26 protein-coding genes are annotated in these 22219 nt (G+C 68.5%); all 26 read right to left on the bottom strand.

Annotated features, from left to right (window positions below; genetic code table 11):
- Positions 1 to 48: 48 nt before the first annotated feature.
- A complete protein-coding gene (locus tag BAY60_RS26580) occupies positions 49 to 849 on the bottom strand; it encodes a hypothetical protein (protein WP_112283997.1) in 801 nt (266 codons plus the stop codon).
- A gap of 147 nt (positions 850 to 996) precedes the next feature.
- A complete protein-coding gene (locus tag BAY60_RS26585; protein ID WP_112283999.1) occupies positions 997 to 1554 on the bottom strand; it encodes a hypothetical protein in 558 nt (185 codons plus the stop codon).
- A gap of 35 nt (positions 1555 to 1589) precedes the next feature.
- On the bottom strand, positions 1590 to 2231 hold the full coding sequence (locus BAY60_RS26590; protein WP_112284000.1) for a deoxynucleotide monophosphate kinase family protein: 642 nt from the start codon (positions 2229 to 2231) through the stop codon (positions 1590 to 1592).
- A 217-nt stretch (positions 2232 to 2448) separates the two neighbouring features.
- Complete coding sequence (locus tag BAY60_RS37345) at positions 2449 to 2616, bottom strand: hypothetical protein (protein WP_170160566.1); 168 nt, start codon at positions 2614 to 2616, stop codon at positions 2449 to 2451.
- Positions 2617 to 2684: 68 nt separating this feature from the next.
- Entirely contained in the window at positions 2685 to 3353 is a 669-nt protein-coding gene (locus BAY60_RS26600; RefSeq protein WP_245992823.1) for a hypothetical protein, read from the bottom strand.
- 340 nt (positions 3354 to 3693) lie between these two features.
- Entirely contained in the window at positions 3694 to 3984 is a 291-nt protein-coding gene (locus tag BAY60_RS26605) for a hypothetical protein (protein WP_112284007.1), read from the bottom strand.
- Between the two features lie 36 nt (positions 3985 to 4020).
- Complete coding sequence (locus BAY60_RS26610; protein ID WP_112284009.1) at positions 4021 to 4404, bottom strand: hypothetical protein; 384 nt, start codon at positions 4402 to 4404, stop codon at positions 4021 to 4023.
- A gap of 8 nt (positions 4405 to 4412) precedes the next feature.
- Entirely contained in the window at positions 4413 to 4952 is a 540-nt protein-coding gene (locus BAY60_RS26615) for a hypothetical protein (protein ID WP_146771085.1), read from the bottom strand.
- A 147-nt stretch (positions 4953 to 5099) separates the two neighbouring features.
- Positions 5100 to 5684 (bottom strand): hypothetical protein, encoded by a 585-nt coding sequence (locus BAY60_RS26620; RefSeq protein WP_112284012.1) that lies wholly within the window; start codon positions 5682 to 5684, stop codon positions 5100 to 5102.
- Positions 5681 to 8482 carry a hypothetical protein gene (locus BAY60_RS26625; protein ID WP_112284014.1) on the bottom strand — a complete coding sequence of 934 codons (2802 nt, stop codon included), beginning with the start codon at positions 8480 to 8482 and terminating at the stop codon, positions 5681 to 5683. The genes BAY60_RS26620 and BAY60_RS26625 overlap by 4 nt, the downstream gene beginning before the upstream one ends.
- Before the next feature lie 2 nt (positions 8483 to 8484).
- Positions 8485 to 11322 carry a hypothetical protein gene (locus BAY60_RS26630; protein ID WP_112284015.1) on the bottom strand — a complete coding sequence of 946 codons (2838 nt, stop codon included), beginning with the start codon at positions 11320 to 11322 and terminating at the stop codon, positions 8485 to 8487.
- A gap of 9 nt (positions 11323 to 11331) precedes the next feature.
- The gene (locus BAY60_RS26635) at positions 11332 to 11583 is read right to left on the bottom strand and encodes a hypothetical protein (RefSeq protein WP_112284017.1); all 252 of its coding nucleotides are present in this window, start codon (positions 11581 to 11583) and stop codon (positions 11332 to 11334) included.
- A 38-nt stretch (positions 11584 to 11621) separates the two neighbouring features.
- On the bottom strand, positions 11622 to 12224 hold the full coding sequence (locus tag BAY60_RS26640) for a hypothetical protein (RefSeq protein ID WP_112284019.1): 603 nt from the start codon (positions 12222 to 12224) through the stop codon (positions 11622 to 11624).
- Positions 12225 to 12314: 90 nt separating this feature from the next.
- Complete coding sequence (locus BAY60_RS26645; RefSeq protein ID WP_112284021.1) at positions 12315 to 12803, bottom strand: phage tail tube protein; 489 nt, start codon at positions 12801 to 12803, stop codon at positions 12315 to 12317.
- A gap of 227 nt (positions 12804 to 13030) precedes the next feature.
- Complete coding sequence (gene gp17 / locus BAY60_RS26650) at positions 13031 to 13444, bottom strand: tail completion protein gp17 (protein WP_112284023.1); 414 nt, start codon at positions 13442 to 13444, stop codon at positions 13031 to 13033.
- On the bottom strand, positions 13441 to 13812 hold the full coding sequence (locus BAY60_RS26655) for a hypothetical protein (protein ID WP_112284024.1): 372 nt from the start codon (positions 13810 to 13812) through the stop codon (positions 13441 to 13443). The genes gp17 and BAY60_RS26655 overlap by 4 nt, the downstream gene beginning before the upstream one ends.
- A complete protein-coding gene (locus BAY60_RS26660) occupies positions 13812 to 14210 on the bottom strand; it encodes a DUF6093 family protein (protein WP_112284026.1) in 399 nt (132 codons plus the stop codon). The genes BAY60_RS26655 and BAY60_RS26660 overlap by 1 nt, the downstream gene beginning before the upstream one ends.
- Positions 14207 to 14800 carry a hypothetical protein gene (locus BAY60_RS26665; protein ID WP_112284028.1) on the bottom strand — a complete coding sequence of 198 codons (594 nt, stop codon included), beginning with the start codon at positions 14798 to 14800 and terminating at the stop codon, positions 14207 to 14209. The genes BAY60_RS26660 and BAY60_RS26665 overlap by 4 nt, the downstream gene beginning before the upstream one ends.
- 15 nt (positions 14801 to 14815) lie before the next feature.
- Positions 14816 to 15076 (bottom strand): hypothetical protein, encoded by a 261-nt coding sequence (locus BAY60_RS37350; RefSeq protein WP_170160567.1) that lies wholly within the window; start codon positions 15074 to 15076, stop codon positions 14816 to 14818.
- 8 nt (positions 15077 to 15084) lie between these two features.
- On the bottom strand, positions 15085 to 15879 hold the full coding sequence (locus tag BAY60_RS26675; RefSeq protein WP_245992824.1) for a major capsid protein: 795 nt from the start codon (positions 15877 to 15879) through the stop codon (positions 15085 to 15087).
- Between the two features lie 58 nt (positions 15880 to 15937).
- Positions 15938 to 16624 carry a phage scaffolding protein gene (locus BAY60_RS26680; protein WP_112284031.1) on the bottom strand — a complete coding sequence of 229 codons (687 nt, stop codon included), beginning with the start codon at positions 16622 to 16624 and terminating at the stop codon, positions 15938 to 15940.
- A gap of 45 nt (positions 16625 to 16669) precedes the next feature.
- Entirely contained in the window at positions 16670 to 17599 is a 930-nt protein-coding gene (locus tag BAY60_RS26685; protein ID WP_112284033.1) for a VG15 protein, read from the bottom strand.
- Positions 17583 to 19037, bottom strand: coding sequence for a phage portal protein (locus BAY60_RS26690; protein WP_112284035.1), 1455 nt, complete (start codon positions 19035 to 19037; stop codon positions 17583 to 17585). Before BAY60_RS26690 ends, BAY60_RS26685 begins: the two co-directional genes overlap by 17 nt.
- A gap of 4 nt (positions 19038 to 19041) precedes the next feature.
- Entirely contained in the window at positions 19042 to 20715 is a 1674-nt protein-coding gene (locus BAY60_RS26695) for a hypothetical protein (RefSeq protein ID WP_112284037.1), read from the bottom strand.
- On the bottom strand, positions 20705 to 21184 hold the full coding sequence (locus tag BAY60_RS26700; RefSeq protein WP_211330476.1) for a hypothetical protein: 480 nt from the start codon (positions 21182 to 21184) through the stop codon (positions 20705 to 20707). Before BAY60_RS26700 ends, BAY60_RS26695 begins: the two co-directional genes overlap by 11 nt.
- A gap of 588 nt (positions 21185 to 21772) precedes the next feature.
- Positions 21773 to 22063 (bottom strand): hypothetical protein, encoded by a 291-nt coding sequence (locus BAY60_RS37630; protein ID WP_211330477.1) that lies wholly within the window; start codon positions 22061 to 22063, stop codon positions 21773 to 21775.
- Positions 22064 to 22219: the final 156 nt, after the last annotated feature.

Genomic DNA, 22219 nt, shown 5'->3' on the forward strand with positions numbered 1-22219 from the left:
CCTCTCGGTCGGAGTGGAGGGTGAGGGGTGCGGTGGGGGTGGGGTGGCCTACTTGGCCCGGCGCTGCGAGCCGGTCGACAGCTCGGCCGTGCTGTCGTAGTCGGGGTCACCGAGGACATCCCCGGACAAAGACTTGACCCAGTCGAACGTGTGGCGCAGGGACAGGAAGTGGTCGAACACCACGCGGTCCGTGCGAACGGGTACGAGCTTCCAGCCCTCGGGGCGGAGGTGGAAGACTCCGCCCGCGTTGATTGCCGGGACCGGCTCCTCGTCCCCGGCCTGCGTCACGATCTTGTCGGCGTGGCGGTAGGCGGCGAGCTGGAGTGCGACCTCGGCGTGGACGCCGGAGCGGGTGGTCTTCGTGTCACCAATGACGATCTCGTCGCCAATCCGCGCGATCCAGTCGAATGAGCCCGCGTAATTGTGGGACTCGCTCCATACCGCTTGCTCCAGGTACAGATACTCGGGCTGGTAGCGGTCGTGGAATTCCGCGATGTGGTCGGCGAATGGCTGGACGTCGAGCGGCACCCGCTTCGGTGGGGTGCCTCGGGCGTACTGCTCGAAGTAGTCGTGAACCGCGGTCCCGACCTTCGCCGCGTCGCCCGTGGACCTCCTCGGCGCGCCCTTGACAGCGTCGACCGCGACGTCCCGCTGTCCGTCGAGGAGGAGCTGGACTACCGAGCCGATGTTGTCGACGGTGTACTCCGCGGCCATCTTCGCGGCCCAGTACATGAGGAAGGGCTTCGGGATCATGTCCACAATGGACGTGACACCAGGGACCTTCTCGCCCGTTTCCTTGTTGACGTAGAAACGGCTGTCGTTTCGTTTGATCGTGGAGAGTTTCGCCATGCGAGCCCTTTCTGTCGGCCTCTAAGGACCCAAGGACCCGGGCGGCGCCGGGGTGTAGCCACGAAGCGCGGAGGAATTTCGCGGACACGAAAAAGCCCCGGCCGACCCCTCTACAGGGTGTCGACCGGGGCTCCCGGCGTGGTGCGGCTACTCGCTCATGCGCGTGGCGAGCTGGCGGGCTGGCTCGGCTACCACCTGCTCTAGGGCCATAGCTACCGTCGAGCGCTCCGGCCCGGCGACCGCGTCGGGGTCGAGCAGTGCCAGCAGGCGTCCGGCCACGAGGATGAGCACCTGTGCCTCGTTGCCGTTCACGCACTTTCGCCCGTTCTCGCGGACGTACACGGCGATGTTGTCGTAGAACTCACCGTCGAGCGGGATCGGCGCGTTTTCGGCGCGGGCGAGCGCTTCGGTCAATTCGGACTCCCGTGTACGTTCCCGGACAATCCGCAAGTTGTGCTGTCGGAGGCGGCTCTTGAGACGCGTCATCTCACCCGCGCCCGCCGGGACGGCCGAGTAGATGGTTTGCGCTCGCCACCTGTACTCGTGGGTGAGGCCCAGCCAGTCCGGGGTTCCATCATCGGTGCGGATGGCCTGCCGAACGTCGACCAGTGCCTCCGCTAATCGCTTCTCCGCATCCGTGCTCCCAACCTCTAAGTGCTCGGCCAGGTCAAGGGCACGGTCGAACGCGTCGTCAAGGTTGCTCACGGTGTGTCCCTCCCCGTCGGGTGTGGGGCCTAACGTTACACCGCTGGTGCGGCTAGCGCTAGGGTTAGGCTCACCTCACCGAGCAGCGCGGCCACCGTACCGCGGTTCGCGATCTCCGCGTGGACCGGCAGCTCGTCCACGGCCGTCTCCGACGCGTGTTCGTCCTCGGCACCACGGGCGATACCCTCCCGGGTGAGCCGTATCACGACGAAACCGGCGTCCCGTAGTGTCTCGGCCTCGTTGCGATAGCGCACGTCCGGGACCACGACCGGGCGTCCCGCGAGACGGTGACGCGCGGCGGCCTCCATCGCCCGGCGGATCCACACATCTTCACCGTGGATCTGACGTCCGGCCTCGTCGCCGAGACGCTGGAGCAGCGGGCGGACCTCGGGGAACTCGTCCTTGGCTCGCTCCCACCCGTACGCGGACACGAGGGGGGCCAGCCGGACCACCCCGTTACGATCGGCGGCCCCTTCCTCCCGAAGACGGTCGTAGCGCCGGAACGAAGCACCGTCCGGGTCTACCTCCTCGACGATCGGGTTCAGCGCGAGCGCGGCGGCCTTCAGCGGGTCGGCGAACGCAACGGAGACGTACCCGTGGCGCTGGACGAGGTAGTCGGCGACGGTGGTCTTACCGGTGCGGCGTCGGCCAACGAGGCCGATAGAGGGGAGTCTCATACTCACGCAAGGACCCGGCCGGGCTCGGGGTGTAGCCGGGTGCGACGAAACGGCCCCCAACCTGCGGAAATGGTCCAGTCCTGGCAAGGGTGGCAAGGGGTGCGGGGATCGGCTCGCCGATTCGGCGGGGTCCCTCGAGTGAGTCACAGAGGGGACAATCCCCGACCCCTTGCCGGGCTTGCCAGGAACCGGAGGTTTCGGCAGGTCAGGGGCGGTTTCAGGCCTCGCGGTGCTTGCCGACGTACTGCGCGGGGGGCTGGTCCACGAGCGAGACCGGCTCCTCGTTCGCCCGCGAGACGGCCGTGGTGACGGCACCGGCGACGACCGCGACGGCGGCGGGGAGCCACGACGGGTACGCCAAGCCCAGGGCCTCCAGGGCGGCCACGAGGCCAGCGGAGGGGGTGGCCGCCCCCGTGAGGGCGGCTACTGCCTTTCGGTACCGCGCGAGCATGGTCAGCCCCTCGCCTCGATGTCGAGCGACCACTCCGTGTCCGACGCGAACGCGACGTCAATCCGGGTGACGCCCTTCGGGATGATGAGCGAGCACGACGCGTGCCTGTGCACCCACGCGTTCTTCATGAGCGCACCGTGGCCGCCCGGGTTGTGAACGGTCGCACCGAGACGCCGCTGTGCCTTGTCCCGGGTGATGTAGCCCCACGTGTTGATCGACTCGATGTGCACACCAGCCCTCGGGCCGATGCCCGCAGCAATGACCAGGTCGTGCTCGCGGAGCGCACCACCCGCGATCGCGATCGACTCATAGGCGAGCCGGGTAGCCCCGCCCCTCTTGAGCTTTCCGCCCTTGGGCATCCGCATGGGAAACTCCTTACTGCGATAGATGGCAATGCTTGGCTTGTTGTCGGGCGCAGAGGGCGGGGCAGCCCCGCCCCCGGCGGGGAGCAGCGCTGCGCCCAGCGAGCGACAGTGGTTCCACCGACGGATGCGGTCGGCGATGCCGTTGTAGCCACCGTTCACGGCGCGCGAGGCCCCGTAGATGTCGGCCCGATCGGCGTAGGTGTTCATCGGCCGGGCCACCGTCCAGTACCAGGCGGCGGCCATGAAACCCCAATAAGACGTCGCCACGGTGTCCGGGTGCTTCTGGAAGTACGCGGCGTCAGACACCAGGCCGCGCGACTTGGCCCACTGTCCAAAGTACCCGTAGTTGTATCGGCCGGTTAACTGAATCGGGCCGCGACCGCGGAATCGGTAGCCGTCTCCGGGGTATAGGTTCCCGAGGTCGGACCGGCCCTGGTACCCTCTCTGCGCCTCCGTCGGGCCCCAAATTTCCTCGAAGTATCGGAGCCCCACGGACTCGTGCCCGATCTGAGCGCACCACATAGCAGCCCTGTTTACCGTGGTGCATCCGGCCTGTCGCATGGCGGCATTCATGCCGTTAACGTGCCGCTCCGCCACGGACAGCGAACAACCCATGGCGCTGGACAATGTCAAGGCGTCCACGTCGTCACGCTCCCTTCGAGACGATCTGCGAGAGGAAGGCGCCCCCGCCCCCGCCGAGCAGCGTCGCGGCGCCCATGGAGAGCCACCGGAAACGCTCGAGACCCTTCAGCCTCTCCTCCTGGTCGGCCGGGTTCGACTTCTCTAGCTCGCGGATCCGGTCCTCGTGGTCCTTAATGGACGCGCTCTGGTCCTCGAGGCGTGCGAGTACCTTCTGCACGTCCTCGCGCGTGCCCTTCTGCTCGTCGTAGATCTCGCGCAGAGTTATCACGACGGCGCCGGGAATTTCAGCGCTCACAACAAAAGCCCTCCTCGGGCGGAGATCGGGTCGGGGTCACCCCCGGTAGAACTGGATTCCCTCGAGCACCATCGCGGCGATGTTGATCGCGGCCAGGCCGTAGATCCGGACAGTGCCGTCCGAATAGAAACGAACCTGCGCGACGCTGTCTGTCGGCGTCGACACGTGGCCGATAGGGAACGAGCAGTTGGACGAGGGGCGGTACCCCTCGGGCAGCGTGAACACGACAGTGTTGTCCGCCTCCGTGCCGGAGATCATGGTCCCCTTTATCTCGACCTGGTCGGTCAACGGCAGGTATCGGAACTGGACGTCCGACCACCCGTTCCCGTAGTTGCGCCAACCGTTTTGGAAGGCCACGGGCTGCCACTCAGTCGGGACCAGGTCGGCGGCCCGGATTATCTGCCCGGCGTAGATCGGCAAGGCGACTCCTACAGTGCGAGGACGGACGGGTTAGCGAGGCTCACGGCCGTGTCGTCGGCGTGCGTCTTGACGACCCCGTTCGTCGAGCGGGTCACCGTAAATGCCTGCGGGTTCGGGACCTCGAAGTCCAGGAACGTGATTACCGGGTCCACGTTCGTGTTCCCCGGCTCCGAGGACGCGCAGAGGCTCACGCCTCCCGGCGTGGGGGGCGTCGAAACTCGATAGACGATCTGCCAGTGGTCGTACTCGTGTACCCGGGCGTCCCACACCTTCGCGCGGACCGTGTCGCCGAATGCCTGGAGGCGCAGGCGGTACCACTGGCCTGGCTCGTAGGCGCCCTGCGCCGAGCCGCCGAGCCACGTCGCAACGCCGCCCACCACCTCGTACGCGGCCACTCCGTGTGTGCCGTCCGGCTTCAGCTCGAGCGAAACCGCGAGGTAGTCCGATGAGGACTGTCGACGGACGCGCACCTGCGGCACGAGCCACGCACCAGTCGCGAGCTGGTTAGTGGACACGAGGACGGATGCCTCAATGTCGGTCACGGCCACGGGCAGGTGCGCCTCTGCCGCGGATCCGGGGGCCGGGATCGTGACCCGGCCAGGGACGGGCCCGAACGCGGACAGCGGCGCGCCCTCGCACGTCCAGGCCCGCCCCGCGGCGTTAGAGCCCCACGGGCTCACTGGTTCAGTCATGCGTCACCCCGTGGTCGTCCCGTCGCCGCCGAGCATCATCGCGGACAGGGTGGCGCGGAACAGGCTCGCGTCACCCTCCCGGTAGCCGAGCACGCGGACCAGCACGTCCCCGGTCGGCACACCCTTACGGCAGTACTGCGCCGCGACGAAGCACGTTCGCTCGGCGGCAGAGGTACCGCCAGCAGTACCGGCGAGAGGCGAGGCGGCCGACGTTTCCCACGATGCCCCGTTGTCAAAACTGATATCGACCTTCAGTCCGCCGCGGATTCCCGCGCCCTGCGTGTTCGCATACGCATGGGCCTTCGCGTCGCCGGTAACGGAGACTTGGCGACCCGGGTTCGGGAACCGAATGTAGGTCGCGCCCCCAGTGCTGTACACCTCGTAGGTGTTGGTCGCAGCAGGCTTGAACCCGGAGACGTTCGGGTCGAGGTCGAGGAACCCGGCCATCGTGATAGCCGCACCTCCGGCCTCGACAGCCGACAAGCGGGTCTCGTGGTCGTCGAGGTTGTCGAGGGCGACGTTATAGTCCTCGGCCGACGCACGCAGACCAGGTACGGCCCGGGTCATCTGTTGGAAAGCCAAACTCACTCACCCCATACGAATGTCTCGTCCCACGTGTCGACGTCCCACAACCCGGCGTCGCCGCGGGCGAAGCTGTCCGACAGCAGCGGGCGAATCCCCGTCACGGTCGCGATCTCACCGCCGAACTTGACGTCGAGCGGGAACTGACCGGCCCGGTCCGAGTCCTGGACCCACCGAGGGCCGTTGGTCGTTAGAACCGCGAGCTGTGTGTCCTCCGCGCTCGCGGGCTCGAGCAGCGCGCTACCCGAGGTGTCCGCCCGGCCGTACGTGGCGTCGTCGGCCACGCCCACCGTCCAGGCGGAGGCGGGCGTGCAGTTGAACACGAGCCGCCACGTCAGACCGTCCGTTTCCTCGGTGTAGCCCTGGACGAGCAGGTCTGCTCGGTCCGGCGGCAACCACTTCGGAAGGTTGGTTACCTGTACGCGCGACGCGACGTCGAGCCGCGGCACCGTGTCCACGAGGTGCGGCGCGCCGTGGAGGTCGACGGAGAGCTGCGGGTACCGCGTCTCGTCGACCGTGCCAAGGTGGAGCCTCCACCCGGCTTGGTGGACCACCTGCGGGTCCTCCCATAGCGAGAGCTGGACTGAGTCGTCGTATCGGCCGATGCCGACCGGCGGTGCCTGGACGGACAGCGGTCCGTCTTCGAGCACCGCACGGAACGACGCGCCGTCCTCACGCGACACCGTGACGTCGTTGGCGATCGCGACGTCGTCGTCCGTCGGCTCGAACGGGGCCACGACGTCCTGGTAGTCAATGACCAGCGGGACGCGGTTGTAGAGGTGGGCGCGCGGTACGTACCGCAACGCCGATGTCCCGCGGTCCTCGAGCAACAGCCCGAGGTCCGCCTCGGCGGCCTCCTCCATGAGGTCGAGCAGGGCCCCCGTCTTCTGGTAACCGACGGGCTCGGAGTCGTCCGACCCGGTCGGCGCTATAAACGGGACCGCCTCCTCGTTCGCCAGGCGGGCGATTCGAGCGGTCGCGGTCTCGGGCCCGTTGGCGTTGAATCCGTCGAGGATGGTTCCCCACAGAGAGCCTGTGTTGACGTTGTGGACGGAGAGGTGTCCCACTGCCGTCCCACCGAGGTCCCCGGACGCGCCTATTACGACGGAGGAGGCGGATCCAAATGAATGTCCCGTTAGGACTCCGTCGACCACCCCGGCAGCCTGTCCCCCTTCGTGAAAGAAAAACCACTGCCACCGCACGTCGGCGCCCTCCTGGCGCAACCACAACCCGCCCAGTAGATGGCGGCCGTTCGCCGAGGTGCTCCCCGGCGCGGCCCATGCCCACCCACTTTCGAGCAGGGTCGCTCCGGTACGACTCCACGCGACGACGCGTGCTGCGCCGTTAGACGAGATCTGGAGGGACCACTCGGACGCGGAGCCCGTGGTCCGAAGGTTCAGCAGCGAAACGACGGCGTCCGCTCCGTTTACCTGCGGTACGCCGTTCTCCGGCAGGTGGACCAGGCAGAAGGTGCGTAGCTCGCCCGTCGGCGGCACCGGGGGCACGTTCGCGACTGCGGAGGTGACGTTGAACTCGGCTACCGCCTCACTGCCTCGGAACCCGTCGTAGGCCCCCGGGCGGATGTCGCGCACGTGGTAGCCGGGGATCCGGCCTATCAGCATCGGCGGGCCGCCGATGCCCGACGCGAACTCAGTAGCCCCCGACGGCTCCTCCATGGGCCAGTATGCGATTGTGCGCGGCATCTCGCCCGGGCTGGTCGAGGCGCGGAACATTGGGGAGCGGAGGGGCGCGGTGGTGCGCGAGATGCGCGACCGGAGCCCGATCGCCTCGAGGCGTACCTCCGCGTCCGAGCCGTCCGGCTGGCCCCAGCGTTGGGGCCAGGCCCGGACTTCTCCGTTGAACCGGACGGAGCGGTCCGTCCACGCCGGGTCCCCATGGACGGTCCACTCCCGGCCCGTTCCGTCCGTCCAGGTCGTCGCCTGTTCACCGCCCCGGAACCCTGAATCGGCCCGGACGTCGTCCTCGGTAGGCCCGATCACCTGTAGGCTTTCCACGGTCCCGTCGATCGAAGGGGCGCCGAAGGGCCTTCCGCCCCCTCCGTCGGCGCCGACACCGAGGGGTCCGGTGCTCGACACGTTTGACGTAGGGGGCATCGAAAGCCAGGCCGTTGTGTTGCCGTAAGTCCAAGGGTCGTCGAGGGTCTCGGCGTGGTACTTCACGACAGTGGGGTGTCCGGCTGACTCGGACCAGGTGTCGTCCCCGTCCGGGGAGAAGACGAAACGGAATGCTCGGACGCGGGGACCTACAGTTGCGAAGCTCTCGGCCCAACGGAACGAGCCGTCCGTCTCAGCCTTCCACAGAAACCGGATTCTTCCGTCCGGCCGCAAGATGAGTACCCACGACCTCCCGGTAGCGTCGTCGCCCTTCGCGGCGATCGCGCGTTCATTGGCGGTCGGCTCCACGTCCCGGCCAAGCTCCACCCGCACCTCGAAGCGACCCGCGGGGGACAGCTCACTCCCGGGGTCCGGGGTGGACACGTAGGCGGCGGGGGCGCTGCCAAAATCGATCACGGCGTCCGGGTCGCCGAGCCGCACACGCAACGGCGTGTTACGAGCGAGCTTGCCGTACAGAGGTGAAAGAGGGTTCTTCGGCGAGTACTTGCCCTCGGAGTTGTCCAGAGTCAGGGAGCACCGGGACGGAGGCATTTCCGACTCGTAGTCGTCACGTCCTCGGGTGATCCGGAGACCGTCCCCCACGTTCACGTCACCCACAATGTCGTTCCACGCGTTGTCGTAGAACAACTCCACGTGCCACGGGAGTAGCCCGGTCTCCGGATCGAACACGTTTACCGTCCCTTGCCCTTGCCGAGTGCCTTCTGTACGTCTCCGCCGAACCCGTCGGCTATCTCCCGGCGGAGCGCCCTTGTCAGCTCCGCGCGGTTGCCGACGTAGTTCGGGATGCTCACGTTGACGACGACCGACGGGCCGCCGCTCAACAGTGCCCGGGGTGCCTGTCGCACGGCGCCGCCGCCCGCGAGACCGGCCACGACGCCGCCGGGTCCGAGGGCCACCAGCCGCGCACCCCGGTTTCCGGCCTCCAGGGCGGCCCGGTTGCGCATCGTGTCGGCGGCGTTCGTGATGAACTCGCCGTCCGAAATGGCAACTAGGTTGGCGTCCTCGCGAGGGCCGCCGACGCCGCGGAACATGCCCGGCCGCGGGCGAGGCAAGCCACCGGAGGCGAACCCGGGGACGATGCCGCCGTCCCGGCGGTTCCAGCCGTAGATCTCGAGCGGCTGTACGCCGCCCTTCGTCGGGCTGACGATGGTCTCCATGATCTTCGTATAGGTCGTGGTGACCTGCTCCGGAATAGCGTCCAATTCGGACTTGTAACCGCGCGCGTGCCCTCTCGCTGCCGCCATGCCGTGCTGCTTGATGAACGTCAGCACGTCCTCGGGGATGCCGAAGTAGCGATTAGCCAGCGTGCGCGCCTGGTCGGCGTTGAGACCCATCTGGCGCATTTCGCGGATGAACTGCTGACGACGGTTGTTCGTCGCCGCTACGGCCCGGGCCGTAGCCTGCTCCTGCGAGAGCCCCTGCTGACGGGCGGTGTCGTAAGCGGTTATCGCCAGAGCTCGATAGTCCTCGCCCTGCTGGATAAGCTGCTCCGAAAGATTCCGCCCGGCCTCCGTCGTGAGGTTGATAGAGCCGTTCGCGTTCAGCAGCTCCGCGCGCCAGCTCGCCGAGGAGCCCTTGACCCCCTCGAGCGACGTCCGGATCTCGTCGAGGCCGCCCTCGAACGCCGACGTCGCCTCCTCCATCGTGAGGGCGACGCCGAACAGGCGGCGCCATGCCGAGTTGAGCGCGTCCACGCGGTCCTCGACCGCGGCCGTCTCGTCGCCGAGGGTCGCGAGCGACTCCTCCAGCTCCTTGATACCGGGCGTCGCCTGCATCCCGGACGTGCCGAGCTGCTTCATACGATCCTTGGCCGCGTCGACGGCCGCCTGATACTTCGGCAGCGCCGCCACAACCTCGTCAATCGAGCGGCCGGTCTGCTCCGCGATCTGCTGGACCACCCGGTGCGCGGCACCGATGCCCTCGTCGTCGACCATCTCGGCGAGCGCCTGGTCCAGGCCGCCGATCTGCTCTTTGGCCTCCGAGAGCGGGCCCTTCAGCCCCACTAGCCCCCCGGCGAACTCGGCAACCTCGGCGACGCCACGGGTCAGGCCGCCGTCGGTGACGGCTGTAACGGCGTAGTCGAGGTCCTGGAGGTTCGACCCGAAGACACGGGCGGCCTCGCCGCCGATCCGGCCTGTGCTGGCCCACTTCAGCATTGAGTCGCCGAGCTTCTCGACGTCGGGGTTAATGGCCTGCGCCTGTAGCGCGAGCTGTCCGAGCACCAGCGCGGCGCCGAGTGCGGCGGACTTGAAAGCCGCAGCGCGGGAGCCGGACCTGTCCATCGCGCCGCCGATACCACTCATGCCGGAGGCGACCTTGGCCGCGACACCCTGTACGGCGTTCACGGCCTTAATCGCCCCGGCCAGCGACAGCCACCACCCGATCGCAGGGCCGAGAACGTCCACCATCGGCTCGATAGCCGACAGAAGCCCGGACAGGACGTTGAGCGCGGCGCCCGCGGTGGTGGACAGGACGGGCAGCGCGGAGCCGGTCAGACCTTCGAGTACGCCGATAATCCGGGTCACTACGTCGGCGACCTCGTCGCCGTGCTCGGCCCACAACTCCGACAGGTGCCCGAGGAGGTCGCCCGTCTCAGTTAGCGTGCCGTCGACGAGCGAGCCGAGATGCTCGAGTCCTTCGCCGACGGCGTCGGTGTGACTCGCGGCCTCGTCCATGAGGCTACCGAGCCCGGAGCCAACGTCACCGAGCAGCGCGCCGAAGCCGTCCACAATGGGCCCGGCCTCCGAAACGGCGCGCGACAAGCCCGGCATGGCGTTATACGCGAGGTCGATCACGCCATCCGTGAGCGGCTCGACGTAGGTCGCCGAGTCGGCGAAGATGCCCCGCAGCTCGGGCCGGAGGCCCTGGTATGCGCCGCGCATCTGGTCGGCGGCGCCCACGAACGCGTCCGCCATCGGAGCGGCGTCCTGCGTGATGCCTGTACGTACCTCGAACGCCAGGTCCGCGAAGGACTGCCGCACTTCGGCGTTGTTGCGGAGCGCGACGGCGCCTAACGTCGTGAACGCCCCGACAGCGCCGACGGCCGCCACGCCGAGGGCCGCTGCGGCGGCGGCTGGTCCTCCGACCGCGATCGCGGCGGCCAGGGCCTTGAACTGAAACTGAGTGCGTTTCGCGATCTTCTCGACGTCCCGCAGGGATTCGCCGGTCCGCTGCTGCTCGTCGTTCGCGCGCTTCTGCGCGGCCACCCACTGCTCCGTCGCGGCACGGGTGCGCTCCTGCGCTGCGGCGTACTTTCGGGTGGCCATTGCCAGCGTCTCGCGGGCGCGAGCGAGCTGGAGGTCCGTCGTCTTCCCGGACTTCTTCAGCTCGAGCAACTGTGCCTCGGCCACGCGGACCCGACCGGCGGCGTTCTCCTCGTTGTCCATGGCCGTGCTCAGCACGCGCGAGGCCTTCTCGAGGTCCTTTGTGGCGGCCCCGGCGGCGCGCATCGTCGCCATGTACTGCCCGGCCTCGGCCTTCAGCCGAACGGATACCGTGCGCTCTGCCATGCCCTGCCCTCAGTCCTTCTCTTTCACCGGCCACGAAACGAGGGCCTCGGGGCGGCGTTGCTCGGTGTAGTCCGCCTGTTTCTGGAGCACAACGTCACAGCGGTAACACCGCGACGGAGCGTCGGCTTGCCACGACTTCTCGGGGTCCGTCGTGTCCGGCAGGAACCCTGAGCAGTGCGGGCAAAGCTGGTCCTCGTAGTCCAGGAATGCGATTACCTTCGCCTGCTCGTCGTCGTCCCATTCGACCTCGCGCGTCGTCACCGATTGGACCAACCGGTCGCCCTCGTAGACGTACGTCGTTACTTCCCGCGGCTCCCAGCCCGAGAACCGCTTGTGCGAGATGCCGAGCCGGATAGCCGCCTCGACGTCGCGTCGGAAGCCTTCGTGACGAGCGAGGCGGCCTGCGAGAAAGGGACGTCGGACGCCTGCCTGTTCAGGTCGAGCATGGCCAGCGCCAGGCGCTCGAACTGACCGGAGGTCAGCCGGTCGACGATCTTCGCCAGGCGCGCCGCGTCCAGCTCCGGGCTCACCAGCGACGGGGCGAGGGCCTCGTCAAAGATCGTGTCGGTATTGAACCCGTACAGCCTGTCGGCGTCGTTGTCCTTGCGCGGCGGGTGCTTCGCTTCCAGCTCGCGCCACTCGGTGCGGGGCAACGCCCGTAGCGTCATCGTCAGGACCGACGATTGCATCTCGGTTTCAAGCTCCCGGATCTGGCGCGCCAGCTCCTCCGCCTTGCCCGTGCCAGTGCCAGCCAGGGAAGACCGACCGGTCGACACCTCGGCCTTGAGCTGTCGCTCCAGGTCCTCCCACTTCGCTTGTAGGTCACCCCGCAGGCACAGGTCGACGGAGGCGGTCGGCATCTCCGCGTTTTCGATCAGGGCGTCAATCGCCGCGAGGTCCACTGTGTACTCCCGATCCCCCGATCCTGGAGAGGAGAAAGGCCGCCGCACCCCGGATCGGGTTAGGGCACGGCGGCCGGTCAGCCGCGGCTATCAGACGCCAGAGGCGACGACGCCGTCCAGGCTCGGCTGTTTGCCGACGAACCACTGCGACTGAAACAGGGTTGCGCCGTTGGCCTCCGGCTGCTGCGGGCGCCGCTCGCCGCACTTGCCGGGGAACACCTGGACCTTGTCCGAGGCCGCCCACGCCTGGTCGTGCGCGACGCCGTAACGCATGACGAGGAACCCGGCGGTGCCGCGCTTGAGCGTGGTCCAACCGACGTCCTCGGTCTCCTCGTCCTGCCGGACGATCGTCAGGGTGATTCCGTACGTGGAGCGGCCGGGCGCCTGCGAGTTGCTCGTCTCACAGAGCTTCTGCACGCTGACGGTCTCCTCGTCCACGGAGATGTTCAGACCGTCCGCGGTGACCAAGCACTCCAGGTCGATACCGGCGGTCAGCTCGGTAGTGGTCGGCGCCGCCGGGTCCGCGATCGCGGGGACGTAGGTCAGGCGGATATTGCCATCGTTGAGCATGTCGGCCATGCGTCACTCCTCGTTGTTCTCGGCCGACGCGGCGTCGGCAGTGTCGCGGCGCGATCTCCGGCGCCGCACGGCGGTTTTTGCGCGCGTCGGCACCGGCCCTTCCGCCAGCACCCACCCGGGGAAGACCCCGAGGCGGAATGCGTGGGCGGGCAGGGCCGCGACGTGCCCCGTTGCCTCGCAGCGGGCGCGGACATGGGTGTCAGACACACGTCCTCCGATGTGGACGGTTAGGCGGGACGCGACTCGAGTAGGTAGGAGTCGCGCGCGGTCGACAGGTGGAGCCCCGTGTCCGGGTCGGTGTACGTCGAGTCCGTCACGATCGGGAGCGTCACGTCGAGCTTGATTCGCTTACAGGTGCGTCCGGCCACCACGGGGCGGGCGTCGATGAGGCGCGCGGCCACGGCGTCCGCGACGATCCCGGCGGCGTCGTCCCCTAGGCCTACACAGGTGAGCTGAAACTGAAGCCGGAACTCGTCGGAGTCGTTCGTGACCTTCACGGCGCGTCGGTTTCGGGCCGTCGTGTGGAACACCACGTACGGGAAGCTCGGGCGTTCGGGGACCTCACCGTCGGGATACAGCGTCATGGGCGGCGGCAGGTCTGCCAGCAGCGCCAGTACTGCGGCCTTGTGCTCGCGGATCACAGGACATCACCCGCGGCGTCGGCGAGCGCCTGCTCGAAGCGCGGGGCCTCGTTATGCAGTGGCGCCGTCAAGTTCAGGACTGGCGCGGTGTCGCGCCGTCCGAAGTAGAGCAGGTTACCGAGCGCACCCTGTACGCGCCCCTTGTCCGGCCCGATCTCGGCTTCCAGGTCGCCGACCATGTCGTAGGAGATGGAGCGATGGAAATGCTTGTAGGTTCCGCTGCTCCGTGCGTTGTCGCGAAGTTCCTCCTTGACGTTCAACGCTCCCCGCGCCACTACCCGGCGCAACTCCGGGCCCTTCTCGTCCGGGACGTCCTCGAGGTCGGCGGCTAGCTTCGCTACGCCCTGCGTGGTCACCTCGACGCGCATTAGTCGATCACCTCGTCTACGGCCAGGCGGAGCGCGGTCTGTAACGACTTGCGGTCGCCGGAGCGGATGCGGAGTACCCGGCCGACGTTCACCGGGTCGACTGACGTCAAGATCTCCGCGCGCTGGTCCGTGCCTACGTCGGCGGTGCCGGTCACGGGGAGATGCAGCTCGAGCGGGGACACGGTCCACTGACGGTCGCCGCCGGTCGGCGTGGACTCATACGCGCGAAGGGATTGGATCTTGCACGGACCTTCGTACGTGATTACCACGTTCGGCGTGTTGACCGCGGTAACCGGGTCCACTGTGTACCCGTCTACCTTCGTGATCCGGCAGGAGTCGAGCATGAGCGCCTCGGCGGCCCGGCGGCCCCTCTCGACCAGGCGGAGAACGCGGCTCACGAGCGGCTCACCACCATGACGGCGCCCCCGCCGAAACGGGCGCGCAGACGCCGCCGGGTCGCGTCGGGTAGCTCCATCGGGGTCGCGGTGGCGGCGCCACCCTGCGCGTACTGGACCGACACGTCGTAGTCGTCGACGTGCTCCCGTTCGCTCGTGACGCCGGAACGCGCGGCGTACCCTGCGTCGGCGTGCTCGAGGCCAGCCCCCACGAGGTTGCACACCAGGTCGACGACGTCCGCCGGGACCTCGTCGAGTCCGAATGTCAAGGTCACGTGGACGTCGCCGGGCAGCTCGCCCGCCCGCCGCCAGCGCGGGCGCCAGATCGCCCCACCGGAAAGCTTCCAGTCGTCGACCGGCTCCCCATCGATCGCCACCGAGGTCACCGACCGCACCGGGCCGGGGAGCGCCAATCGGCGCCCCTCCGGCGTCGGCAGCGACACGGTGGCGGTGGCCTTCGAGATGGGCACCCCTGCGGCGCTCCGGACCTCGGCAGACGCGGCGGCGAGCAGTGCGGCGACACGAGCCGTGTTAGTCGTGTCGACGCCGCGGGCCTGGAGGTCGGCGTCCGTTGCCAGCGGAGCTAGGGCCATGGGTGCCTCCTAGGGTCAGCTCTCGGGCTCCGGCTCCGGCGCGGTGCGCGGCTTGCGCGTCCGGCGGGGCTTCGGCTTCGGCTCCTCGGCCTGCTCGGGTTCCGGCTCGGCCTCGGGTTCGGGCTCCGGCTCCGGTTCGGACTCGGGCGTTACGCCCGTCTCGGTCTTGTTCTCGTCCTCGTCGACGGCGACGAAGCGGTAGCCCCGGGAACCATCGCCGACCAGGCCGGTAGCGATGGTTTCCGGGACGTCGACCTCGAGGCCGTTAGGACCCACGACCCGCATCAGGCGTTGGTCCAAACCGCGACGCCCTTCGGGCGAATGACCTTTCCGCCGTAGACGTGGAGACCGCGGAGCCGGTCGGCGAACTTGTCTTGAGCCCGCATACCCTCCGTCTCCGTGATCTGCGAGACGTAGGCGACCGACGGGCGGTACAGCGCGAGCGCCTGCGCCTTGTCGACCACGGGCAGGTTCTCCGTGGTGACAAGGTCGAAGCCGAGCAGACGGCCGAGCGTCGCCTCACGCAGACCCGCGGGCGAACCGCTGACGTCCACGCTGGTCAGCTTCGCGTCGGCGTCCAGCAGCATCGCCTCGAACTCCGCGTTGATGAGGGCAACGCGACCGCCCTGCGGGACCTTCGCCTTGTTCAGGACCTTTCGCAGGTCCCGAAGCACACGGAAGATGTCCGCCGGGTTCGTGACCGCGGCCGGAGTGGTCGCACCATCGCCGGTCGTGGTCGAACCGGCGCCCGTGACGGCAGTCGCGAGGATGAACTTGTCCGAGTCCTCCGCCAGACCCGCGGCGGCACTGCGGGTGTACGCGTCCATCGAACCGGCAGCCTGCCGACGGTCGATGTCGTCCACGTAGAAGTCGAACGACTTTTCCTGGTCGATCAAGAGGTCCTGACCCGTGTCGGACACGGCGTCGGCGGCCGTGGTCCGGCCCGCGGCCTTGTAGTCCTTCACCGCCACGTCCACGGCGGACGTGATGTGTACCGTGTTGCCTCGGGTGGCGTCGCCCTCGTACTCGCGGTTCACCAGCGATGCGGCCACGGCCGTCTCGCGGAAGTCCTCGAGCATCTGTGCATTCCAGATCTCGGGGATAAAGTTGGTAACGGCCATCTGGCGCTACTCCTCGTTACTTGAGCTTGCCGAGAACGGCGTCCAGCCGTCCGGCCTTACGTGCGGCGTTGATCTCCTTCGCGGACATACCCTTGAGATCCGCCCGGGTGAGCTGACCCTTCGGCGTGCCCTTGCCACGCGCGGAGTCGAAACTCGGGGTGCCGCCTTGCGCGGCCAGGTACGGCTTTTTCTTCAGAAGCTCGGTGATTGCGTCCGAGATCTCCTCGCCGTCCACCTCGCCGTCGTCGCCGACCTCGAAGTCGTCGACGTTCAGGTGGACGAGCGCGTCGGCCGGGTCGGCGAGGCGCTTCGCGGCGGCGGCGCGGATCTCACTCCGGAGAATGCGCTCGTTCGCCTTACGGGCCGCCTCGGTTGCGGCCTCCCGCCGTGCGGCCTCGAGGGCCTGCTCGTCGGGTGTCTTGTCATTGCCCTCGAGCTGCGCCTTCATTTCGGCGAGCTGCTGCTCCAGCTCTCGGGCCTTCGCTCGCGCGGCGCGCTCCTTCGCCTTCATCGCGTCGAGAGCCTTCTTTCCCTTGTCTCCGAGGGAATCTGGCCCGTCGCCACCTTCACCGCCTTCGGCGCCCTCCGTGCCCTCGGCGCCCTCGGCAGGCTTGCCGCCGTGGGCGGGGTCAGGGTTCGGGGAGCCCGCGCCGCCGTCGTTCTGGCCAGGCTCGGCGGTGGCGTTCGCGGTGGTGTCGTTCATTCGCTTCTCCGTTGCGGGTAGGCGGGCCCGCCGTTGCGGCGAGCTTCAGACGAGGTAGCCGTGAAGGCGGAGGAGGCGGACGGCCTCCTCGCGGGACGACGCGTCCCGGTAGATCTGCTCCGGCATGAGCCGGACGGCGCCCCCGAGGCGGGAGCGCGCGAAGCCACGTCGAGACGTGCCCTCGGTCGTTACGGTGCGACCGGCGGAGACCGCCATGCCGCGACGAGCGTTGACGACCTGCCCGGGGTCTGCCCCGTCGCGAATCGCCTTCGCTCCGTCCTTTGTGAACACTTTGTCCTGCTGCTCGGCCGACAAGCTCTCGAAATACGACCGGGGGTCGTGAATGAGGCCCTCAGACAGCGCGGACTCCTCGTTGCGAGTCGGCACGTGCACACAGTCACAGTTGGGGTGACGCTGAAAGCCCGCGCTCCATCGGTAGAAGCGCCCGGCCAGGATCGCGCACCGGGAGCAGGCAGGCGGGTTGACGAACCGCGTGTAGCCCGCGCCAGGGGTTGCCGCCACGGCCACGCCGTCGGCCACCCGGCCCGCGTCCTCGACCTGCGTACGCAGGATCAGGTCGAGGGTGTAGCGACCTGTGGCCTTCGCCTGCGGGAGACGCTGGCCCCCGGCAAGCGCGCGGAACGTGGCGTAGACGGGCCGCTGAAGCAGCGACTCGAGGGGTCGACCGTCCGATGCGGACAAGGTGAAGGCCTCCGGCCGGACCACGCCCAACGGGTCCCGTCCCGTGTCCTGCGCGTCGAGCGCCGAGACCACGTACTCGGTAGCCGTTCGCGCGGCGGCGAGCTGCGCGCCCCGGACTATCCGGAGCAGGCGAGCCAGCCGGGCCGCCCACGAGCCGATCAGGTCGTCATCGTCCAGCCCAGCCCATAGGGCCAGGCCCGCGGCGGCCGTAGCCTCCGCCAGCCTGGCGCGCTGCGCGTAATGGGCCCCGGCGACGTCACTCGCCGTCGCCATCCTCGGCCCCCTCGTCGCCGACGGGCGAGCCGGTCGCGGCCAGCTCCGCCGCTATCTTCGCGGTCGGGTCCATTTCCAGCTCTCGGCGACGCATGGCCAGAACGCGCGGGATGTCGTGCGGCGGCACCCCGTCCAGCTCAAGCAGGTACTCCAGCGGGTAGCCGAGAGCCTTCTTCTTCTGGAGCGCGTCCGCGCGCTGCGCCTCCGAGCGGTACTGAATGTCCTTCCACACCACGGACCCGAATCGGACGCGGTCGGCCTTGCGCTTGTCGCCCATGGCCAGTGCCATGAGGCGGTACACCTCGCGGAGCGACGGCTCGGCGAACATGATCCGTTCGCCCACCTTGGACACCAGCCCGGCCTCCGAGACCGTCAGCGCGTCGGCGCTAGAGTTGACGATCTTGGCTATCAGGTAGTGCGGCGGGGTCCTGGTCTGCGCGGCGATGTGCTCCACTGCGTGCTCGATAACGCTCGAGAAAACCTCGAGCGCGGCGGGCTTCCACTCGCCGATGCTCACGTTCTCGCCGGATAGAAACATGATCCGTTCGCGGATCAGCTTGTCCAGCTCGACCGGCCGTGAGCCGACCTCCACGCCGTTCTCGTCGAGGATGGGTACGCGGGGCGGCTCGGCACCGAGGGCCACCCGCTGCGGCAGAGATGCGTAGTCCAACGCGTTCAGCAAGTATGCCCACACGACGTTTACGGTGTCCTGCATGGACATGACGAGCTGAATGTCCGACACGGGGTCCGACGTCAGCATGTGACGGTTCCGGAACTCCACGAGCGGCATACGGCCGAGCGGGTTCCGTGCGTACGGCTCCTCGCCACGCGGTTGCCAGCCGAGAAGGTCTGTCGCGCGCCACCGCTCCCGCAGCGCGGGGTCGTCGGTCGACTCGCGGTAGAAGCGCCAGAGGCCTACTCCTCCGTCGTACAACGTGGCGTAGTCGTACTCGCCGTCCGTCCAGGCCACCATCCCGTACCGGGCTTCGCCTAGAGGGCTGTAATCCACGATGGCCTGTTCCGGGTGCTCCCACGTCACGCGCGGGAGCGACGGCTCGGCGGGGTTCGGGTGCACGAGGGCGAAGGAGCGGGACGCGGACGGGAACACTAGCGCGGTTTCGGCGAACCCGCGGTCGCACTCGGCGTCCGTCCACGCGCGGTACAGCGCGTCGTCGGCCCTTGCGGACCGAGGGTTCAGCCGAATTCCGAGCGGCTTCATACGCTCGGCGGTCGCCTCCGCTACGGGCAGGCACCAGTTGTCCGAGAAACCCGCGAACTGCTTTTCGAAGTATTCGCGGAACTCGTCCGAGGCGAACGGCATCCGGCCGAGGTCGCCTCGCAGATAGCCGATACGCCTTTCCAGGCCGGGGCGCCGAGTCTGAAGCTCCGTCGAGAGACGCTCGACAACCCGCGCCGCATCCTCGACGGAGTCGGGCATTGGTTCATCTCCTCCGTGTGGTGGACGGCAGATACACGTAGTTGGACCGGGCGGACCTCCAGCCCTTCGCGGCCGTCACGTCGCCCGCCGCCTCGTGCGTGATTACCGACGTCACGCAAGCGTCGATCTTCTGCGGGTCCGTCGCCTTCACCAGGACGTAGCGGCCCTGCGGGCGCGCGGAGCACCGGGCGTTGGCCACGTGCTGCGCGGTCAGCTCGCACCCGTCGTGAGTGAATCCGGAGTCCGCCTTGACGATGTCCGTCCGGAGCCGCTCAGCGGCTTCGAACATTTGGACCGGTCGTCTGGTGTGCCAGCGAATCACGCGCTTCTCGCCGTGCCGCTCCGCCCATGCGTCCACTTCGGACTCCCAGTACGGCGGATCGCAGTACATGCGAACGACCTCGTACTTAGCGAACAGCTCGTCTACGGCCGCGTCGACCTCGAGTCGTGGGACCTGGCCGCCGTGGTCGGCGGGGTTCCAGATTGTCGGCAAGTTGTCGGGGCCGTACGTTGGCGTGAACTGGTATCCGTCGGCAGTCTCCGCCCGTATCGCTGTCCAGTCGTCGACGTCCGACCCGTCGAAGCCGAGGACCACAAGGGACCCGCGCCGGATCTCGCGGGGCGTCGGCGCCTTACGCTTCTCCCACTTCGCGCGCTCTACCCACGACCCGGAACCCGAGACGATGCGGTTACCGAAGAAGCGTTCGGCTTCCGCGGGCGACTTCTCGAGCAGCTCGGCGGCCTCCGCCTCGATCGAGTCGAGGTCGATATGCCCGCCGTTCTCGCGTAGCGAGTAGCGGTACACGTAACGGTGAATCCGCCGCCGCTCCGCCTTGTTCGTGTAGGAGAGCGTCGCGGGGGCCTGTGGGTGGAACCGAAAGACGTCCTTCGCCCGGCTCTCGGCGGTCATCTGCGCCACCGACTGCTCCGACGGGTCCCACGCGTTCGTCGTCTCCTCCGCGCGGCCACCCATACCGGCCAGGCCTCGGCGCTGCGTGGTGGCAACCTTCGTCATCTTGTTTGTGGTGGTCCAGATGCCGGTTTCGTCTTGCGGTACGTAGGTCACCCGCTGCCCGAGTCGGGACTGTGCGTTGGACGTAACCTTGTCGACGCGACCCCCGCCGGGAAGCCGGGTGAACTCCTCGCCGGGCGTCGACGGGATGAGGTCCTGAAGGGGCCCGTTCTTGACCATGGAGACGAACGCGTCGTAGACGTTGCCCGCCTGCTCCTCCGAGAACGCGGTCACCTGGATTAGCGGCGTCGGCCAGGGCATCCCCATGGCTTCGCCGGGTTCGTAGACGTAGACGAACCCGCACCCGCAGCCGTATTCCCGGCAGTCGTAGACCTCGCCGCCGCGCGCCCAGCCCGCGAACAGCGCGGGGCCGAGGCCCTCAAGGCAGATTCGCGCCGCGGAGTACGGGCCCTTCCCGGCCTTCTGCGGTAGGACGATCTGCGAACGGCGGTAGTAGAAGGCGGGGGCGAGTACGGGGTCCTTCGGGTTCCACACCACGTCAGGCTTGAGCCGGTACGCGTTGGCGAGACACCAGAATTGCCAGTCCAGGAGGTCGAAGGGCTCGCCCTTGCGGAAGCCGTCCGGGATCACGCAGTGCGCCTCTACCCAGTCGAGGGCTACGAACAGCGTCGGGAAGGTGACCCGGAACTCCTCGTCAGGCGCCACCGTTCACCACCCGCATACGTTCCCGGGCGGACGGGCGGCGCCCGGTCGACGCGCGGGACGGGGCGGGGCCCTCGTCAGTCGACGCGGGCGCGGCGTCGGCGATGCGCCAACGGTTGCGGAGCATCCCCTGAACGCTCAGGCCGAGGGAGTCGAGGTACTGGCGGACGACCTTCTGTCGCTCCACGGAGCCGCCGGGCTGCTCGGCTAGCGCGAGCATCCGGACGAACAGCGCGACCTCGTATTCCTGCGAGAGGGCAGCCCACATGACAGCCTGCGGCCGGGTCCACATGTCGTCCCATAGGTCGTGCTCACGGTCGGTGGGGTCCTCGAGCGGCCACGTCGGCGCTGGCGCGTCGCTACCCTCGCGCGGCAGCGTCACCCACCCGGCTTGATCGGACGGGCGGTCGCGCCTCAGCGCGTTGGGGTCCGGCGCGGGGCCGGACACGGCACGTGCGCCTCCTCGTGGCATGGCTCGGTCCCCCTCCCCGCGTTGCGCGGCGCGACGGGCTGGACTGGCGCGGCGGCTACGTTGCGTAACTGCGGCGTCTGTCCACAGTAGAATTCGATGTTTGCGCAGGTCAGCGCTCGATTAGGGTCACCTAACCCGGACCCTTTGAACCTGACAGACCTCGGAGAGCCCTCCCCGGCGGTCCCCTCCGTCCAAGGTGGATAGAGGGGTACCCCCACCCCCTGTCACGCTGAGTGACGGGTCACCGGGCGTTCCATCCGCCGGGCTGCTCACGTGCGGTGTGCTGCGAGTGGTGCGAGTGGCAAAGCGCCTCGAGGTTGTGGTCCGCGTACCCATCCGGTCCGCCTGGCCCTAGCCCGTCGAGGTGGTTCACGTCGGTGGCCTGACGGAAGCAGGCCGCCCGTTCACAGAACGGATGCCGTGCGAGGTAGTCGTCCCGCTTGCGTTCCCACCGAGTGCCGTAGCCACGTTGCCTCGCGGTACCGCGAACCCGGTCCGCCCGGGTCTCACACCCTGCGCACCTACCCGACTCGACCAGCTCGGGACACCCCGACGTGCTACACACCTTCAGCGCACGGCGGCGCGGGCTCACGAGTCCTCGGCCTGCTCTCGGCCGTCTAGGGAGTGGTGCGTGACCAGCCACCTATCCCCGGCCCCGTCGGTGTCCTGGTGCTCCACCTCGGGCCCGCACGGGCACTCGGCGTGAGGGCCGTCTACCTCGTGCCCCACCAGGTCGTCGATCGGGGCGACGTGAATGTGGTCGCCCACCTCGTGCACCAGCCAGCGGGCGGAATCCTCGTCCTCGTCGGCCGGGGCGGGGTCGTGCGTCAGCTCGAACGAGAGAACGGGCCGACCGAACAGGCGCAGCTCCAAGAACACGAGGGCCTCCGTGGGGTCGGCGAGAAGGGACCGGCCGGGGAGCGCACGCGAGAGAGGAGCGCGGCACTCAACCCGGCCGGGGTAGAAAATCCCCCGGCGCCCTCCGCGGACTGCCGGGGGATCAAGATCGCGGGGAGGGCGACGCCGCACGGGGTG

This window comes from Prauserella muralis (assembly GCF_003202285.1).
In the GTDB taxonomy this organism is placed as follows: domain Bacteria; phylum Actinomycetota; class Actinomycetes; order Mycobacteriales; family Pseudonocardiaceae; genus Prauserella_B; species Prauserella_B muralis.